Raw genomic sequence first — 18,276 nt, 5'->3', positions numbered from 1 at the left:
CTTATTTTAATATCTATACAATAATTATTTAAATATTAAACTATATAATAAAAAGTTTAATATGGGAATACAAGGAATATTTAGAAAGGAAGAGTAATATGCAAGAAATAGTTCAATCTGTGGATAGAGCATTATCTATACTAGAAGTATTATCAAATTATGAGGAAGGGTTAGGATTAGCAGAATTGAGTTCCAAATTAGGGCTTCATAAAAGTACAGTACATAGATTATTGGCTACATTAATAGTAAAAGGATATGTAGAACAAAGTTCTTTAACAAATAAATATAAAATTACATTAAAATTATTTGAACTGGGAAACAAAAAAATATCGAATATTAATATTTTAGAAATAGCACGACCATATTTAAAAGAACTAATGAAAAAAACTAATGAAGTTGTTCATTTAGTTATAAGAGAAAATATAGATATTATTTACATAGATAAAGTAGAATCAGAAAACACTATTAGAATGCATTCTAAAATAGGAAGAAGAAGCCCTATGTATTGTACAGCTGTAGGAAAAGCTATAATGGCAGGACTTGAAGAAGAAGAAGTGCAGGACATTTGGAATAAAAGCGAAATAAAACAATATACTGATTTTACTATTACCGATTTTAATGATATGAAAAAAGAGTTAGAACGTATTAGAAAAAAAGGATTTGCCATAGATGAACAGGAGAATGAATTAGATGTTAGATGTATAGGAGCAGCTATTTTTGATTATACAGGAAAGCCCTATGCGGCTATTAGTATATCTGGTCCTGTTACTAGAATGACTGATGAAAAAATAGAAAAGTTTTCAAAATGGCTATTATATTATGCATCAGAATTATCTAAAGAATTAGGTTATAAAATTAAGTAACCTAGTTCTTTAATTATGAAGTGTTAGCATAAAATAATAGTATATTTATATAAAAATAAGATATAATAAGAATAATAAAGAATAAACGAATAAATTGAATTAAATTAAAGATAATTGAAATATAATGACTTATTTAGTATTTTGCATAACAATAAAAGATTGCTTATAATAAAAACAAAGTTCATATAGTGGAATACAATTTCACATAGTGAAACGGAAAGGACTGAGATATTAATGATTCCCAAAATTGAAACTTTGAAAAAAATTACAGATGTTGGTATTGTAGCAGTTGTTAGGGCTGAAAATGAAGAAAAAGCAGAAAAGATTGCTAGAGCTTGTATTGAAGGCGGAATTCCAGCCATTGAAGTTACTTTTACTGTTCCTAATGCTCATAAAGTAATCGAATCTTTAAAATCTAAATTTACTAAAGATGAATTAATTGTTGGAGCAGGAACAGTGTTAGATAGTGAAACTGCAAGAGTAGCTATCCTTTCAGGAGCAGAATACATAGTAAGTCCTGGTTTTGATCTAGAAACAGCTAAATTATGTAATAGATATCAAGTTCCATATATGCCTGGATGTATGACTATTACAGAAATGATTCATGCAATGGAAGCTGGGGCAGATGTAATTAAAGTATTCCCAGGAAGTGCTTTTGGACCAGATATAATTAAAGCAATAAAAGGACCTCTTCCACAAGCAGTACTTATGCCTACTGGAGGAGTAAGTTTAGATAATGTAGATCAATGGATTAAAAATGGATGTATTGCTGTAGGAGTTGGTGGAAAATTAACTGCTGGAGCTAAAACAGGAAATTATGAACTTATTACAGAAACAGCAAAACAATTTATTGAAAAGATAAAAGAAGCTAGAAAATAAGGAGTGGAATTAATATGAGTAAAAAAGTAGTTACTATGGGAGAAATTATGCTCCGACTTTCAACACCTGGATACTTAAAATTTCAACAAGCTAATTCTTTTGATGTTGTGTATGGTGGAGGAGAAGCTAACGTTGCTGTATCCTTAGCTAATTATGGACTTGATGCTTATTTTGTAACTAAACTTCCTGATAATCCTATTGGACAGTCTGCTTTAAACAGTTTGAGACAATATGGAGTAAAAACTGATTATATTGCTAGAGGTGGAAATAGATTAGGTATCTATTTCTTAGAAACTGGTGCTTCTATGCGCCCATCTAAAGTAGTTTATGATAGAGCTAATTCTGCTATTGCAGAAGCAGATGTTTCAGATTTTAATTTTGATGAAATTTTTGAAGGAGCAGAATGGTTCCATTTTAGTGGAATTACTCCTGCTATAAGTGATAAAGCAGCTGTTCTTACAGAAGAAGCTTTAAAAGCGGCTAAAAAACATGGAGTGACTGTAAGTGTAGATTTAAACTATAGAAAAAAATTATGGACTCCAGAAAAAGCACAAAAAGTAATGACTAATTTAATGCAATATGTTGATGTATGCATTGGAAACGAAGAAGATGCAGAAAAAGTATTAGGTTTTAAACCTGGAGAAACAGATGTTACTAAGGGAGAATTAGAATTAGAAGGATATAAGAGCATATTTAAAGCTATGAAAGAAAAATTTGGATTTAAATATGTAGTGACAACTTTAAGAGAAAGTTATTCTGCATCTGATAATGGATGGAGTGCTTTAATCTACGATGGAAATGAATTCTATCGTTCAAGAAAATATGACATTCGCATCGTTGACCGTGTGGGAGGTGGCGATTCTTTTGCAGGAGGTTTGATTTATAGTTTAGTTACTGGTCAAAACTTCAAAGATGCATTAGAATTTGCCGTTGCGGCTTCCGCACTTAAACATACAATTCCAGGAGATTTTAATCATGCTTCTTTAGAAGAAGTTATGACTTTAGTTAAGGGGGACGCTTCTGGAAGAGTGCAACGATAATTAATAATTTTAATTAATTAAGTTTGCTCATTGATATTATTGTTTTCCTGTAGGAGTATGTTTAAAAAACATACTCTCTTTTTTATAATTAGAAAATTAAGGAGGGAAAGGGTATGGAAGTAATTACATTTGGAGAATCTATGGTATTATTTAGCCCTAATTCTAAAGGTCCCCTTCGGTATGTAAATCATTTTAGAAAAAGTATAGCTGGAGCGGAGTCTAATGTAGCAATAGGACTTGCAAGATTAGGGCATGAAGTTGGATGGTTCTCAAAATTAGGGGATGACGAATTTGGAAGGTACATAAAATCAGTAATAAGAGGAGAAGGAGTAGATGTATCAAGAGTAATAACAGACTCTAAACATAATACAGGACTGTTATTTAAAGAAAGATTTGCTCACACTAATCCTAATGTATATTATTATCGTAAAAATTCTGCTGCTTCTAATATAACTCCTGAGGACTTAGATGAAGAATACATAAAAAGTACAAAAATATTGCATTTGACAGGAATAACTCCAGCTTTATCTGAAAGTGCAAAAGAAACAGTTTTTAAAGCAATTAAAATAGCAAAAAATAATGGGATAACCATATCTTTTGACCCTAATATAAGATTAAAACTTTGGAGTCTTGAAGAAGCAAAGAAAGTTCTTCTTGAAATAGCTAAATATGCAGATATTGTTTTCCCAGGAATTGATGAAGGGAAAATTTTATTAGGATTAAAAGAACCAGAAGAAATATCAAAAGCTTTTATGGATATGGGATGTAAAATAGTTGCAATTAAGTTAGGTAAAGAAGGATGTTATGTTGCAGATACAAATCACGAAGAATATGTTGCGGGTTATCCAGTAGAAGAAGTGGAAGATACAGTAGGAGCAGGAGATGGATATGCAGCAGGATTTTTATCAGGAATTTTAAGAGGATTATCTTTAACAGAATGTGCTCAATATGGGAATGGGGTAGGAGCTATGGCTACTCTAGTTAGTGGTGATATGGAAGGACTTCCTACTTATCCGCAATTATTAGAATTCATAGGAAAAACAGAATATATTGATAGATAATAGATAGATTTATTATACAAAAATGGACTTATTTCAAATTTTAAGCGAGTACATAAAAGTACTCGCTTTTTATATTGGAAAAGCTATTCTTGCAAAATAAATTACAAATACTAATGTAATAGAACTTAAAAGAGTAGAAATCATTACAGTTTGTGAAGCAAAATCTGAGCAATTATCATATTCAACAGCAATAAGAGCTGTATTAACTGCTGTTGGAACAGAAGAAGAAATCATAAGAGTTTGAGCTGCTATCCCTTCAAAACCAAATAATAAAATTAAACAAAAAGCAATAATAGGTCCTCCTAATAATCTGATAAATACAGATAAATATACTTCTTTATTTTTAAAGTCAAATTTAGTTTTAGAAAGTTGAACTCCTAGAGCGATTAAAGCTATAGGAACTAGTCCCCCTTTAATATAGGAAAGAGCTGGCCATATGGGAGTAGTAGAAAAATCAAAAGGGATTAATTTTAATAAAAAAGCAGTAGGGATAGCATATAAAGTTGGCATTGCTCTGATTTTTTTAATAGAATCTTTCCAATGCATATTAGCTTTAGCTGCATTAAAAAATCCAATACTATTAGTGGTTATATTTTGAGTTAATAATACCATAATTTGAATAGCTAAAGCAGTGTTTAAATAGGGAGTTTCTCCATTTATAATAAAAGGATAATTACTAAATACTAAACTTATAATAGGAATACCAATGTTTCCAGAATTATAAAAAAGTATAGAATTTGTAAAAGCATTTCCTAATTTAGAATCATATTTTTTAAATTTAGTAATTATTTTAGATAAAATAAAATTTACAATTAATAAAGATATTGCAAAAATGATAACTTTTAATAATTTTAATTCTATATCAGTAGTATATAAATTTACAAAAGTAAAAGTAGGGACAAATATATAGAAATTAAGTTTGCTGATGGTATAAATATCTAAATTAAATTTTTTACTTAATAAAAATCCCAAAGAAATTAAAATAAAAATAGGAAAGATATTATTCATTAATATAAACAAAAATATATCCACGACATATACCTCCATATTATATTCTTTTAAAAAAAACGATATGAAAAGTATATCATAAAAAGCAAAAAAAGACACTAAGAAATTTATTATAAATTGCAATAAGATAATATTATGATAATTATTAATTAATAATAAAATTTATTATCTTTATTATAAAATATTTGAAATATAATATAGTTTATAGTAGAATAATTTAGTTAAGTATTAAGGAGGGAAATAAATGAGTGTTCGCAGTTTTTTAAAACTAGTAGAAATTCAAACAAAAGTAGCTAGTGTTATTCCTTTTTTATTAGGAAACATATATACCTTTTATAGATTTAAGGAATTTAATATTAAAAATTTTTTATTAATGTTTTTATCTCTTATATGTTTTGATATGGCTACAACAGCCATTAATAATTATATGGATTATAAAAAAGCTAAAAAAACTTATGGTTATAATTATGAATCCCATAATGCTATTGTAAGAGATAACTTAAAGGAAAGTACAGTAGTTGCTACTATATTTATACTTTTATTAATAGCTTCAATATTAGGATTCGTATTATTTTTAAATACTAATATAGTTATTTTACTTTTAGGAATCATATCTTTTTTAATAGGTATATTTTATTCTTTTGGCCCTGTTCCAATTTCTAGAATGCCCCTTGGAGAAATATTTTCAGGCTTCTTTATGGGATTTGTAATAACTTTTATATCAACATATATTCATATTTATGATATGGGTATAGTCGAAATTATTTATGAAAATAAAATGATAATATTAAATATGAATTTAGAAGAAGTAATTTATATATTTCTCATTTCTTTACCAGCTATAATGGGAATTGCAAATATTATGCTTGCCAATAATATTTGTGATATAGAAGATGATATAGAAAATAAAAGGTATACTTTACCCATATATATAGGGAAAAATAAAGCTCTAAAACTTTTTAGAAGCTTGTATTATATTTCATATGCTAGTATTTTAATTTTGATAGTATTAAAAGTAACACCAATAGTATCGGTATTAATGTTTTTAACTTTTATTCCTGTTAATAAAAATATTAATATATTTATGAAAAAGCAAACTAAAAAAGATACTTTTGTAGTAGCTGTACAAAATTTTGCATTAATAAATTCTGCTTATATATTAGTATTATCTATTGGAACCTTATTGCAGTATTGTAGAATATAAATTTATATACTGGGATATACTTATTCAAAAGAGATTTTTTAAATTAATAAAATATAAATTTGGGAGATATAAGAATGATTGAATTAGGAAAGGTACAAAAATTAAAAGTGATAAGAAAAACTTCCTTTGGAGTTTATTTAAATACTGGAGTTTATTTAAATACAGAGAAAGGTAATAAAGAAAGTGATATTTTACTTCCTAAAAGTCAAATACCAAAAGGAACTAAAATAGGAGATGAAATAGAAGTATTTGTATATAGAGATTCTAAAGATAGGATGATTGCTACAACTAAAAAACCTAAATTGACTTTAGGAGAAATAGGATTACTTAAAGTTGTAGAAAAAAGTAAAATAGGAGCTTTTTTAGATTGGGGATTAGAAAAGGATTTATTTTTACCTTTTAAAGAACAAACATGTTCTATTAAAAAAGGAAATAGTTATTTAGTAGGTATATATATAGATAAAAGTAATAGGCTTTGTGCGACAATGAATATATATAAATTTTTAAAGTATAATGCTCCTTATCAAGTAGGGGATAAAGTTAAAGGTATAATTTATAAAATTAAAGATGAAATAGGGGCTTTTGTTGCAGTTGATAATAAATACCATGGACTTATTTCGGATAAAGAATTTTATGGAGAATATAAAGTTGGAGATGAGATAGAAGCTAGAGTTATAAAAATAAAAGAAGATGGTAAATTAGATTTAAGTATAAGGGAAAAGTCTTATATGGAAATAGATAAAGATGCTAAATTAATCTTAGGAAAATTAATTATTCAAGATGGAGAATTACCATTTAACGATAAAACTGACCCAGAAGTAATAAAAAAAGAATTTAATATGAGTAAAAGAGCATTTAAAAGAGCTATTGGGAAATTATTAAAAGAACATAAAATTAAAATTACCAAGAATGGAATCATACATAATAATAAAAACATAAAGTAGGGGAGAAAAATGGAAACAATAAAATTTAAAGAATTAAATATATCAAATGAAATAAATAGAGCTATTGAAGATATGGGGTTTGAAGAAGCTACTCCAATTCAAGCTAAATCAATTCCTCATATATTAAAAGGAAAAGATATAATAGGACAAGCTCAAACAGGAACAGGAAAAACAGCAGCTTTTGGAATACCTATTTTAGAGCAAGTAAATTCTTATGATAATAGTTTGCAAGCTTTAGTGTTATGTCCTACGAGAGAATTAGCAATTCAAGTTTCAGAAGAAATAAGAAAGTTAGGTAAATATCTTCATGGGATAAAAGCTATCCCAATATATGGAGGGCAACCAATAGAAAGACAAATTCGTGCATTAAAAAAAGGAGTTCAAATAGTAATAGGAACTCCTGGTAGAGTAATGGACCATATGCGTCGAAAAATATTAAAATTAGACAATTTAAAAATGATTGTATTAGACGAAGCAGATGAAATGCTTAATATGGGATTCAGAGAAGATATAGAAACAATATTAAAAGATACTCCAAATTCAAAACAAACTTTATTATTTTCAGCAACTATGCCTAAATCTATTTTAGAAATTGCCAAAAATCATCAAAAAAATCCTGAAATAATTAAAGTAGTACACAAACAATTAACAGTACCTAATATAGAGCAGTATTATTTTGAAGTAAAAGAGAGAAATAAATTAGAAGTTCTTACAAGACTTATTGATATGCATAATCCTAAATTAACTCTTATTTTTTGTAATACTAAAAAGAAAGTGGACGAATTAGTTAGTTCTTTACAAGGAAGAGGATACTTTGCTGATGGATTGCATGGAGATATGAAACAATCCTTAAGAGATAGAGTTATGGGAAGTTTTAGAAATGGGAATATAGACATACTAATAGCCACAGATGTGGCAGCTAGAGGTATAGATGTAGATGATGTAGAAATTGTATTTAACTATGATGTGCCACAAGATGAAGAATACTATGTTCATAGAATAGGAAGAACAGGAAGAGCAGGAAGAACAGGAAAAGCATTTACCTTTGTAGTTGGTAAAGAAATATATAAGCTAAGAGATATTCAAAGATATACAAAAACTAAAATAAAACTTCAACAAATTCCTAGTCTAAATGATGTAGAAGAAGCTAAACTAGATATACTTATGGGAGATATAAAAAATATTATAGAAAATGAAGATTTAAGTAAACAAATAAGAATTATTGAAAGATTAATGGAAGAAGATTATACGTCCCTAGATTTAGCATCAGCTCTTTTAAAAATAGTTATGGGTAAAGAAAATGAAAAAGAAGAAGATATAGATATTGAAAATACAGGGTCAGAAGAAGGTATGGTGCGTTTGTTTATAAATATTGGGAGAAAGAAAAATGTAAGAGCAAAAGATATAGTAGGGGCTATTGCAGGAGAGACAGGACTTTCTGGTAAACTTATAGGAACTATAGATGTTTATGATAAATACACTTTTGTAGAAGTTCCTAAAAAATATGCAAAAGATGTATTAAGAATAATGAATAAGGCTCAAATTAAAGGTAAACCCATAAATGTAGAGCCAGCAAATAAAAGAAAATAAATAATGAAAGAGGGAGTTTTATATGGGAGAATTAGATTTCATATACAAAAGACATAGTATTAGAAGATTTAAAGATATAGAAATTCCTGATGAAGATATTAATGAAATTATTAAAGCTGCAACTTACGCACCATCAGGCAATAACATTCAAAATTGGCATTTTGTTGTAGTTAAAAATAAAAAAATAATAAAAGAAATGGTTAAAATTGTAGAAGACAAGAATAAGGAGCTTTCAGAAAATATTCCTGATGAAGATATGAAGCAAAGATTTAGAAGATATGTTAAATATCACACAGTATTTAGAAATGCACCAGTAGTTATTCTAATTTTTTGTGGTCCATATGATATAACAGGATTAGATTTTATAAAAGCAAATAATACAACCATGGAAGAATTAATAGATTTTCAAAAACCAGATCCAGCCATTCAAAATATAGGAGCAGCAATGGAAAATCTTCAATTAGCTGCTACAGCTAAGGGTTATGGAGCTTGCTGGATGACTGGTCCTAGTTATGCAAGAAAAGAATTAGAAAAACTAATTAATTTAGATAAAGAAGGATATTTTCTAGCAGCCATGACTCCTCTTGGTGTTCCAGAAGATGGAGATATAAAAAGTCCTCCAAGAAAACCATTAGAAGAAGTTATGACTGTAATAGAATAAAGTTCTAATGCAAAGATATTAAACTTTATTTGTTGTTATGATTTTTTTATATAATCTTGAAAAATATAAAATTAAAAGTATATTATTTTATAATAGTATATAATATCTTAAAAATATTAGATAAAACGGTTGGATTACAAGAATTTTTTGAATTAAAAAATTTAGTATATTTAATTTATATCGCTATAAATGACCTTATATTTAAACTAATACTAATAAATAAAATAATAAAAACAGGAACAGTTTTGGTTCCTGTTTTTATATTATATTTTAATAATTTTACATTTTTCTAATGAAATATTGCATGTAAATTGAAAATTACAAATGGAATAAATAATAAGGGTCTTATTTATTTTTGTTTTAAAATCTGATATACTAAGTAATAAAATATGTTTGTTGCATAAGATGCATAAATTTTTAAAGGAGAGATTAGTATGAGAATAACTTATAAAACAAAAGATATTTTAGATATTTTTAATATTAGTAGGCAAACTTTATATAATTGGATAAACAATAATTTAATATCAAAACCCAAAACTGATTGGAGAGGTTGGCGAATTTGGGAGGAAAAGCACATAGAAGAAATTAGTAAATTAATTACAGAAAAGAAGACTAAAGCAGAAATAAAACAAAGCAAAGCTAATAAATTAGTTAAAATTCATAATCGCAGATATCTTGGTAGTAAATATAAATTAATACCATTGATTAAGAAAGTTATAAAAAAAGAATGTGAAAATTTTACGACTTTTGCGGATATTTTTGCAGGTACTGGTGTGGTTGCAGACACATTTAATTCTGCAAATACAAAAATAATTGTAAATGATATTCTTTATAGTAATTATATTATATACAACACTTTTTTTTCTAATCAATCTTACGATAAGACAAAAGTTAAAGAACTTATAAATCAACTAAATAACATAAAATCTCAAGAAGACAATTATTTTTCTATAAATTTTAGTAATACATATTTTAGTTATGAAAATGCATTAAAAATTGGAGAAATTAGAGAAACAATTGAAAACTGGGCTAATAAAGAACTTATTAACTTTAGAGAAAAATCAATTTTAATTACATCCTTAATTTACGCTATGGATAAAGTAGCAAATACTTGTGGACATTATGATGCATTTAGAAAAACAATTGATAGTGGAGCCACTCCTATTAAGTTACTTATGCCATATATTAAAGATAATTTTAATATAAATAATGAAATTTATCGAATAGATGCCAATTTACTTGTAAGAAATTTAAAAGCAGATATTATTTATATTGATACTCCATATAATTCACGACAATATTCTGATTCTTATCATTTACTTGAAAACGTTGCTAAATGGGAAAAACCTGAGGTTATTGGTGTAGCAAGAAAGATGGTTGATAGAAGTGAGATAAAAAGTAGTTATTGTACAAAAAAAGCACCTATAGTTTTTAAAGATTTAATTAATAATTGTAACTGCAAATATATAATTGTATCTTATAATAATATGTCTAAAAAAGGGGATGGACGTTCTAATGCTAAAATAAGTGATGATGAAATAATAGAAGCGTTACAGAGTAGAGGAACAGTAAAAATTTTTGATACAGATTATAAGTATTTTACTGCAGGAAAAACAATTATAAAAGAGCATAAGGAGAGACTTTTTTTATGCAAAGTAAATTAGTTAAATCACCACTTAATTATATAGGTGGTAAATATAAATTATTAAAACAAATAACACCATTATTTCCAAATAATATTGATACAATGGTAGATTTATTTTGTGGTGGTTGTAATGTAGGAATTAATGTTAATGCAAAGAAAATAATTGCTATTGACAAATTAGATGTATTGATAAACATCATGAATATTTTTAAAAAATTAAATTCGCATGATATAATTAGTATAATTGAAGCTAATATTAATAAGTTTAATTTAAGTAATACTTCAAAATATGGTTACGATTATTATAATGTAAATAGTTCTGATGGATTAGCAAAAGTTAATAAGAAAAATTTTTTAAAATTAAGAAATTATATAAATCATATTACAAATAAGGATAGTGTAGAATATTATATTTTACTATACACGCTTATTATTTTCTCATTTAATAATCAAATAAGATTTAATTCTAAAGGGAAATTTAATGTTCCTGTAGGGAAAAGAGATTTTAATAAAAAGATTAGAAATAATCTATTGAATTTTATAGAAAGATTGCATAGTATTAATATTGAATTTATATGTGATGATTTTAGGCATTATGATTATAATAGATTAGATAAAAATGATTTTGTTTATGCAGATCCACCCTATCTTATAACATGTGCGACTTACAATGAACAAAATTCTTGGACCGAAACAGATGAAATAGATCTCTTAAACTTGTTAGACTTCTTAAATGATAGAGGTATTAAGTTTGCTTTATCTAATGTATTAGAAAGTAAAGGGAAAAGCAATGATATATTAAAAAAGTGGAGTAAAAAATATAATGTAAATTATTTGAATTATAGTTATAAAAATTCGAATTATCAAATTAAGAATAAAAATAGTAAAAGTGTTGAAGTATTGATTACAAATTATTAAAGGGGAATAACAATATGCCTAAATGTTGGAGTTTAAGTACTACAATAAGAAATCCAGAGAGAAATATATCTTTTTTAAAAGTACTTGCAGAGTTTGAAGGTAAAGTTTTTACAGAAGAAATTCAAGCAGCTTTTTTTAAAAGACTGATTCAAACCAAAAATTATAAACCAATGGGATTACCACATAATATTAAAGTCAAGTATGAAGAACCTGAAGAATTTACAGATGAAGAACTTGAGCAAATATTAAACTTAATACAATATGAAAATTCGCAATTTGATAATCAAGAGCAGATATATGCTTTTCGTGGTAGAACTGCTGTTGGAAATCTGAATAAAATGGGAATGGCTATAGCAAGGGAGTCAATTGGTACTGTTACTATTACGCCATTAGGACGAGAGATTTTATCTGATTCTCCTAACTTTGAAAATATATTTTTGAGATATTTTTTGAAGTGGCAACTTCCTAATCCTGCTGAATCTGGGTATAATGGATTTAATATTAATCCTTTTATTGGTACCCTACATGTGATTAATAAGGTAAATGAATTATGGAGTAAAGAAGGCTATAAACCTGTTGGTTTAAATAAAGAAGAGTTTGCACTTTTTATTCCTACTTTAACTAATTATAAAGATATAAGAAAAACGGCAGAAAATATTATAAGTTTTAGAAAAACAGTTAGAACATTAGATCGTAATAATGCAAGAGAATATATAGATAATTGTTTTAGAAAAACAGTTATAGATATTTTTGGATTAGATAAAAGAGATGAAATTAATATTGTAAAAAAAATAAATAATTTATATGATTATGGAGATTCTGCAATTCGTTATTTTAGACAGACAAACCTATTGTATTATCGTGGTAAAGGTAGGTATATTGATTTATCACCTACAAGAGCAGTTGAAATACAAAAGATATTAAAAACATATGATGGAAGAGCTAAGCACTTTAAAAATATATATACATATTTAGAATATATGGCTGACATAAACCAGCCAATATTACCTTGGGAAGATTTAGAATCTCTTAAAAAAATATATGCCAAATTATTTGATACAGCTATTAATCTTCAAAATTTTATAGAACAGAATTATAAAGGACAAAGCTTACATAAATTTAATCTTGTTAAAACTAAATATAAAACTTCAAATGAATATAATGCCCAAATAAGTGAATTAAAGACAATTATAAAAATACTTCAGACCGATTATTTAATTTTATCAGAAAGAAATCTTAATAATTTACCTAAGTATATTGAAAAATTAAATGATCTTGCTACTAGACGAAAAGCTATATCTGGACAGGATCCGTTAAATCTTGAATATTATGTAGCACAAACTCTTATTGCTTTAGATGATGCTCGCAAAATTATGCCTAATTATTTGGTAGCAGATGATAATATGCCTATTTTTACTGCCTCTGGAGATAAAGCTGATATTGAATGTTATTATGATGATTTTAACATGATTTCAGAAGTAACACTTTTAAAAGGGCGTAATCAATGGTATGCAGAAGGACAACCTGTAATGAGACATTTAAGAGATTTTGAAGATAAAAATCCTAATAAAGATAATTATTGTTTATTTATTGCCCCATTAATACATAGAGATACATTAAACACTTTTTGGATGGGAATTAAATTAGGGTATGAAGGTAAAAAACAAAAAATAATACCACTTACTATTAATCAATATAATAAAATACTTCAAATAGTTATTGAATTAAACAATAATTATAATATTCGAATTAAACAGAAAAATATAAAAGATTTAATTGATGAATTATATAATTCGTCTGAAAATTTTATGGATAGCAGAGAATGGATACAAACTTTTGATGATATTATTGAAACTTGGGGTATTAATTTAGTTAGTTTAAAATATGATATCATACAAAAACAAACTTCTGAAAAAATAGAAAAAAATGATTTTAGTTTCCAAGAATTTCTAAAAAAACAAACTAATAAAAAAGAATTAGAGAATCAAAGAGAGAAAATACTTAATAGTTTAAAACATGATAATAAAATAGATCTTGATAGAGAAAAAACTAGAGAAAATTTAGGATTTAGAGATAATAATAAATTTTACGAATTTAAAAATGTCAAAAAAGTGAAAAATATAAGTGAAAGAATTAAAAGTGCAAAAATACTTGCACAGATTAAAAATTATAAGTATTCACATATAGAAAAATTTTGTGAGAAAAAATTAGATAAAGAGGAAAGATGATCTTATCTATAAAACAAATTATATATACTGATGCTAAATTAGAAAAATTATTTGTCTTTGATAAAATAGATTTTAGGGTATTGACATATCGTAAAATTATAATATAATAATATTATAATAAATTTTATAAAAATTTGTTAGAAAAATCAATATCTTTAAAAAAGGAGGTTTTGATATGAATAATATTACTGTATATTCCACTCCAACTTGTCCTTTTTGTCATATGGTTAAAGATTATCTGAAGAAAAATAATTTTAGTTATAGAGATATTAATGTAGCAGAAGATCAAGTAGCTGCTCAAGAAATGATAAGAAAATCTGGGCAGATGGGAGTTCCTGTAATTGATATCGATGGGAATATTGTAGTAGGATTTGATAGAAATAAAATTAATAGTTTATTAGGAATATAAAAATTGTCCCTTAATAAGTTAATTCTTATTAAGGGATTTTTTATATTTATTGCTCAAATATGAAATATAAAGTATTATATAATAGAAAAATATTAAGAAATGTAGAAAGAAGGTGGCTATGTGAGTTTAGCAGATAAGATTTTTATAGATATGTGTGAAGATATATTAGAGAATGGAATAAGTTCAGAAGGTCAAGAGGTAAGACCTAGATGGGAGGATGGAACTCCTGCTCATACTATAAAAAAATTTGGAGTAGTTAATAGATATGATTTATCTAAAGAATTTCCCATTTTGACTTTAAGAAAAATTCCGTTTAAATCTGCTATTGATGAAATTCTTTGGATTTGGCAAAAAAAATCGAATAATATAAAAGATTTAAATAGTCATATATGGGATGCTTGGGCAGATGAAAATGGGTCTATAGGAAAAGCTTATGGTTATCAATTAGGAATTAAACATAAATATAAAGAAGGAGAATTTGATCAAGTTGATAGAGTACTTTACGATTTAAAACATAATCCATATAGTAGAAGAATTATAACTAATATATATAATCATCAAGATCTAAATGAAATGAACTTATATCCTTGTGCATATAGTGTTACCTTTAATGTAACAGAAAATAAATTAAATGCCATTTTAAATCAAAGATCTCAAGATATTTTAGTTGCTAATGGATGGAATGTGGTGCAATATGCAATATTAATTCATATGTTTGCACAGGTTAGTAATTTAGAAGCTGGAGAATTAGTTCATGTTATAGCAGATGCTCATATTTATGACAGACATATTCCTATTATAAAAAAATTAATAAAAAGAAAATCATATCCAGCTCCTAAATTAATAATAAATCCTGATATAAAAGATTTTTATGCTTTTAAAGTTGAAGATTTTAAATTAGAGGGATATAAATATGGAGAGCCTATAAAAAATATTCCTGTGGCAATATAGGAGGTACAAATATGAATGCCATTGTAGCAGTAGATAAAAATTGGGGAATAGGCTGTAGGGGAGACCTATTAAAAGTAATACCTGAAGATATGAAGCAATTTAGAGAAAAAACTTTAGGAAAAGTAGTGATTATGGGAAGAAATACCTTTGAATCTTTACCTAATAAAAAACCTTTAAAAGATAGAATTAATATTATACTTACTAGAGATATTAATTATAAAGTAGAAAATGCCATAATATGTAATTCTATATCAGAATTATTTTTAAAAATAAAAAAATATAATAGTGAAGATATTTTTGTAATAGGAGGAGAACAAATTTATAAACTTCTTCTTCCATATTGTAATATAGTATATGTTACAAAAATAAAAGAAGTATACGATGCTGATACATTTTTCCCTAATTTAGATAATAATAAAGATTGGGATTTAATTAAAGAAAGTGACATAAAATCTTATAAAGATACTTCTTTTCAATATACCGTTTATAAGAATAATAATATAAAAAAGATAAATTTCTAGGGTGATAATATTATGTTAAAAAAAATCCATTATAATTCTCCAGTTATTTTAACATTTACTTGTTTAGCATTTTTAGTATTTATTTTAGGAGAATTGACAAATTCTAAGTCTACTATATTTTTATTTTCAATTTACAGAACATCTATAAAAGATCCACTTTTTTATATTAGATTATTTACTCATATATTAGGGCATATTAATTGGGAACATTTTATAAATAATTTTTTATTAATTCTTCTAATAGGACCTATTTTAGAAGAAAAATATGGGTCTTATAATATACTTTTCATGATATTATTTACAGCTTTTATTACAGGAATTATTAATGTTATGTTTTTTAATACAGCATTATTAGGAGCTAGTGGAATAGTTTTTATGTTTATTCTTTTAAGTTCTTTTACTAATATTCAAAAAGGAACTATTCCGTTAACTTTAATATTAGTAATAGTTATTTTTATAGGAAGAGAAATAATGGAAGGATTATTTTCTAAGGATCAAATATCTCAATTAACTCATATTATAGGAGGATTTTGCGGGGGAGTATTTGGATATTTAAAAAGTAAGTATTTATAAATTTAAAATTTTAGTGTATCATAATAACAACTAATTAATATAAATAAGGAGATGTATTACATGGAGAAAAATTATACTGAAGAAACTACCATGGATCAAGTAATGGAAGATATTGAAAAAAACATGAAAAAACTTAGGCCAGGAGATATTGTAAAAGGAAAAGTAATAAAGGTAACAGAAGATGAAGTTTTAGTCAATATAGGTTATATGTCAGATGGAATTATAACAAAACAAGAAGTATGTGAAGATGAAAATATAGACCCAAGAGATATTTTAAAGGAAGAAGATGAAATAGATGTATGCATTATTCAACTAGATGATGGAGAAGGAAATGTTGTTTTATCTAAAAAACAGGCAGATAGAGTTGTAGTATGGGAAGAATTAAATGATTACTATACATCAGATACTCCTTTTGAAGTAAAAATTAAAGAAACAGTAAAGGGAGGAGTAGTTGCAAATATAAAAGGAGTTAGAGGATTTATACCAGCTTCTCATCTTTCTATTCATTATGTAGAAGATTTAAATGAATATGTAGGAAAAACTTTAAAAGTAAAACTTATTGAATTTGATAAAGCAACTAATAAAGTTGTATTATCTAGAAAAGTAGTAGAACAAGAAGAAAGGGAACTAAAAAAACAAGAACTTTTTAAAAGTCTTCAAAAAGGAGAAAAAAGAAAAGGTGTTATAACTAAGCTTACAAAGTTTGGTGCTTTTGTAGATTTAGGTGGGGTAGAAGGTTTAATTCATTTATCTGATCTATCTTGGAAAAGAGTATTAGATCCTGCTGAAGTGGTTAAAATAGGAGATAAAGTAGAGGTTTATGTAATAGATTTTGATGAGAAGAAAGAAAGAATTTCCTTAGGATTAAAAGATATAACAGAAGATCCTTGGAATGAAGTAAGTAATAAATATCAAGTAAATGATATTGTAGAAGGTAAAGTTGTTAGAATTGCTAATTTTGGAGCATTTGTTGAAATAGAACCCGGTGTAGAAGGATTAGTTCATATTTCACAAATTTCTGATAAACATATTGCAAAAGTGTCGGAAGTGATCTCAGTAGGAGATAAAGTTAAAGCAAAAATAATAGAATTAAATACAGAAGAAAAAAGAATCGGATTAAGTATTAGAGAAGCAAAAGAAGATTATAGAGAAGATATATCAAAATATAATAATGATGAACAAGATAATATTACAATAGGAGATATACTTAAAGATAAATTAAAAGGATTAAAATTTTAAAGGCAACCAGTGGTTGCCTTTTATAAAGTTTGTTTATAGGTTTGTTCAATTTTTTCTCTAAAAGGGGCAAAAGTTTCATCAGAAAATTGAATTCCTTCTGAAGAATTATAAAGAAGAATAGAGCCATTAGTTGAATAATAATATAAAGAAGATATATTTGTATTTGGATTATAAAAATAAATAAGGTCTCCTATCATTTTATGAGAAGCAGCTCTTTCTTTTTCAATTCTTAAGTAAGGAACAAGTTCTTCTGGTACATCGCTTTCTTCTGGAAGTATATTAGGTAAATCAGAAAGAACAGCATCGCTTTGTACTATAGATTTAATCATTTCATCTACAGAAACTACATTTTTATTAGTTTTTCCAGAAGCCTCATTAAATAAGGCAAATCCAAATAGTACTACAAATAATCCTACAAAAAGCCAAATAAAATTTTTACCGTTGTTTTCTTGCATAATTATAACCTCCATATTGATGTATTTAAAAAAACCTACTTAAGGTAGTATAACAGTTTTATATATTAAATTCAATTATATGTCTTA

Annotated in this window: 18 protein-coding genes; 16 read left to right on the top strand and 2 right to left on the bottom strand. The window is 26.1% G+C overall.

From position 1 onward, the window contains the following. Window positions 1-98 precede the first annotated feature (98 nt). From OM90_RS04625 to OM90_RS04610, 4 genes are all read left to right on the top strand, one after another. A complete protein-coding gene (locus OM90_RS04625; RefSeq protein ID WP_058485731.1) occupies window positions 99-863 on the top strand; it encodes an IclR family transcriptional regulator in 765 nt (254 codons plus the stop codon). Window positions 864-1,097: 234 nt separating this feature from the next. Further along, window positions 1,098-1,742 carry a bifunctional 2-keto-4-hydroxyglutarate aldolase/2-keto-3-deoxy-6-phosphogluconate aldolase gene (locus tag OM90_RS04620; RefSeq protein ID WP_058485730.1) on the top strand — a complete coding sequence of 215 codons (645 nt, stop codon included), beginning with the start codon at window positions 1,098-1,100 and terminating at the stop codon, window positions 1,740-1,742. Between the two features lie 14 nt (window positions 1,743-1,756). Continuing rightward, window positions 1,757-2,782, top strand: a complete 1,026-nt coding sequence (locus OM90_RS04615) for a sugar kinase (protein ID WP_058485729.1) — start codon at window positions 1,757-1,759, stop codon at window positions 2,780-2,782. 113 nt (window positions 2,783-2,895) lie between these two features. Continuing rightward, window positions 2,896-3,843, top strand: a complete 948-nt coding sequence (locus tag OM90_RS04610; protein ID WP_058485728.1) for a sugar kinase — start codon at window positions 2,896-2,898, stop codon at window positions 3,841-3,843. Between the two features lie 69 nt (window positions 3,844-3,912). Here the strand turns inward: OM90_RS04610 and OM90_RS04605 are convergent, their stop codons facing one another. Beyond that, window positions 3,913-4,875 (bottom strand): AEC family transporter, encoded by a 963-nt coding sequence (locus OM90_RS04605; protein ID WP_058485727.1) that lies wholly within the window; start codon window positions 4,873-4,875, stop codon window positions 3,913-3,915. 220 nt (window positions 4,876-5,095) lie between these two features. Between OM90_RS04605 and menA the strand changes: the two genes are divergently transcribed. The 12 genes from menA (at window position 5,096) to rpsA (ending at window position 17,734) form a co-directional block, all read left to right on the top strand. After that, window positions 5,096-6,055, top strand: a complete 960-nt coding sequence (gene menA, locus OM90_RS04600; protein WP_058485726.1) for a 1,4-dihydroxy-2-naphthoate polyprenyltransferase — start codon at window positions 5,096-5,098, stop codon at window positions 6,053-6,055. 74 nt (window positions 6,056-6,129) lie between these two features. Beyond that, window positions 6,130-6,999, top strand: coding sequence for a CvfB family protein (locus tag OM90_RS04595; RefSeq protein WP_058485725.1), 870 nt, complete (start codon window positions 6,130-6,132; stop codon window positions 6,997-6,999). A gap of 9 nt (window positions 7,000-7,008) precedes the next feature. After that, window positions 7,009-8,589 (top strand): DEAD/DEAH box helicase, encoded by a 1,581-nt coding sequence (locus OM90_RS04590; RefSeq protein ID WP_058485724.1) that lies wholly within the window; start codon window positions 7,009-7,011, stop codon window positions 8,587-8,589. 22 nt (window positions 8,590-8,611) lie between these two features. Then, the gene (locus OM90_RS04585; protein ID WP_058485723.1) at window positions 8,612-9,250 is read left to right on the top strand and encodes a nitroreductase family protein; all 639 of its coding nucleotides are present in this window, start codon (window positions 8,612-8,614) and stop codon (window positions 9,248-9,250) included. A 434-nt stretch (window positions 9,251-9,684) separates the two neighbouring features. Next, complete coding sequence (locus tag OM90_RS12365; RefSeq protein WP_058485721.1) at window positions 9,685-10,914, top strand: DNA adenine methylase; 1,230 nt, start codon at window positions 9,685-9,687, stop codon at window positions 10,912-10,914. Continuing rightward, window positions 10,899-11,813, top strand: coding sequence for a Dam family site-specific DNA-(adenine-N6)-methyltransferase (locus tag OM90_RS12360; RefSeq protein WP_058485720.1), 915 nt, complete (start codon window positions 10,899-10,901; stop codon window positions 11,811-11,813). Before OM90_RS12365 ends, OM90_RS12360 begins: the two co-directional genes overlap by 16 nt. Window positions 11,814-11,827: 14 nt before the next feature. Further along, window positions 11,828-14,041, top strand: coding sequence for an AlwI family type II restriction endonuclease (locus OM90_RS04565; RefSeq protein WP_058485719.1), 2,214 nt, complete (start codon window positions 11,828-11,830; stop codon window positions 14,039-14,041). A 175-nt stretch (window positions 14,042-14,216) separates the two neighbouring features. Then, window positions 14,217-14,450, top strand: coding sequence for a glutaredoxin family protein (locus OM90_RS04560; protein WP_058485718.1), 234 nt, complete (start codon window positions 14,217-14,219; stop codon window positions 14,448-14,450). Window positions 14,451-14,570: 120 nt separating this feature from the next. Next, on the top strand, window positions 14,571-15,401 hold the full coding sequence (gene thyA, locus OM90_RS04555) for a thymidylate synthase (RefSeq protein WP_058485717.1): 831 nt from the start codon (window positions 14,571-14,573) through the stop codon (window positions 15,399-15,401). 11 nt (window positions 15,402-15,412) lie between these two features. Then, the gene (locus OM90_RS04550; protein WP_058485716.1) at window positions 15,413-15,922 is read left to right on the top strand and encodes a dihydrofolate reductase; all 510 of its coding nucleotides are present in this window, start codon (window positions 15,413-15,415) and stop codon (window positions 15,920-15,922) included. A 12-nt stretch (window positions 15,923-15,934) separates the two neighbouring features. Further along, window positions 15,935-16,495 carry a rhomboid family intramembrane serine protease gene (locus tag OM90_RS04545; RefSeq protein WP_058485715.1) on the top strand — a complete coding sequence of 187 codons (561 nt, stop codon included), beginning with the start codon at window positions 15,935-15,937 and terminating at the stop codon, window positions 16,493-16,495. Between the two features lie 60 nt (window positions 16,496-16,555). Further along, on the top strand, window positions 16,556-17,734 hold the full coding sequence (gene rpsA / locus OM90_RS04540; RefSeq protein ID WP_058485714.1) for a 30S ribosomal protein S1: 1,179 nt from the start codon (window positions 16,556-16,558) through the stop codon (window positions 17,732-17,734). A gap of 20 nt (window positions 17,735-17,754) precedes the next feature. Here rpsA and OM90_RS04535 read toward each other — a convergent pair whose 3' ends face one another. Continuing rightward, on the bottom strand, window positions 17,755-18,189 hold the full coding sequence (locus OM90_RS04535; RefSeq protein ID WP_058485713.1) for a hypothetical protein: 435 nt from the start codon (window positions 18,187-18,189) through the stop codon (window positions 17,755-17,757). Between the last annotated feature and the right edge of the window lie 87 nt (window positions 18,190-18,276).

Origin of the sequence: Defluviitalea phaphyphila (assembly GCF_001466305.1) — a bacterium.
Classification (GTDB): domain Bacteria; phylum Bacillota; class Clostridia; order Lachnospirales; family Defluviitaleaceae; genus Defluviitalea_A; species Defluviitalea_A phaphyphila.
Note: the sequence above shows the minus strand (reverse complement) of the source record. Positions and strands in the feature narration are given on the sequence as shown.

Excerpts from the sequence above, each read along its gene's own strand:
- OM90_RS04625 (WP_058485731.1), top strand. The coding sequence starts at position 99 with ATGCAAGAAATAGTTCAATCTGTGGATAGAGCATTATCTATACTAGAA.
- OM90_RS04620 (WP_058485730.1), top strand. The coding sequence starts at position 1,098 with ATGATTCCCAAAATTGAAACTTTGAAAAAAATTACAGATGTTGGTATT.
- OM90_RS04615 (WP_058485729.1), top strand. The coding sequence starts at position 1,757 with ATGAGTAAAAAAGTAGTTACTATGGGAGAAATTATGCTCCGACTTTCA.
- OM90_RS04610 (WP_058485728.1), top strand. The coding sequence starts at position 2,896 with ATGGAAGTAATTACATTTGGAGAATCTATGGTATTATTTAGCCCTAAT.
- menA (WP_058485726.1), top strand. The coding sequence starts at position 5,096 with ATGAGTGTTCGCAGTTTTTTAAAACTAGTAGAAATTCAAACAAAAGTA.
- OM90_RS04595 (WP_058485725.1), top strand. The coding sequence starts at position 6,130 with ATGATTGAATTAGGAAAGGTACAAAAATTAAAAGTGATAAGAAAAACT.
- OM90_RS04590 (WP_058485724.1), top strand. The coding sequence starts at position 7,009 with ATGGAAACAATAAAATTTAAAGAATTAAATATATCAAATGAAATAAAT.
- OM90_RS04585 (WP_058485723.1), top strand. The coding sequence starts at position 8,612 with ATGGGAGAATTAGATTTCATATACAAAAGACATAGTATTAGAAGATTT.
- OM90_RS12365 (WP_058485721.1), top strand. The coding sequence starts at position 9,685 with ATGAGAATAACTTATAAAACAAAAGATATTTTAGATATTTTTAATATT.
- OM90_RS12360 (WP_058485720.1), top strand. The coding sequence starts at position 10,899 with ATGCAAAGTAAATTAGTTAAATCACCACTTAATTATATAGGTGGTAAA.
- OM90_RS04565 (WP_058485719.1), top strand. The coding sequence starts at position 11,828 with ATGCCTAAATGTTGGAGTTTAAGTACTACAATAAGAAATCCAGAGAGA.
- OM90_RS04560 (WP_058485718.1), top strand. The coding sequence starts at position 14,217 with ATGAATAATATTACTGTATATTCCACTCCAACTTGTCCTTTTTGTCAT.
- OM90_RS04550 (WP_058485716.1), top strand. The coding sequence starts at position 15,413 with ATGAATGCCATTGTAGCAGTAGATAAAAATTGGGGAATAGGCTGTAGG.
- OM90_RS04545 (WP_058485715.1), top strand. The coding sequence starts at position 15,935 with ATGTTAAAAAAAATCCATTATAATTCTCCAGTTATTTTAACATTTACT.
- rpsA (WP_058485714.1), top strand. The coding sequence starts at position 16,556 with ATGGAGAAAAATTATACTGAAGAAACTACCATGGATCAAGTAATGGAA.
- OM90_RS04535 (WP_058485713.1), bottom strand. The coding sequence starts at position 18,189 with ATGCAAGAAAACAACGGTAAAAATTTTATTTGGCTTTTTGTAGGATTA.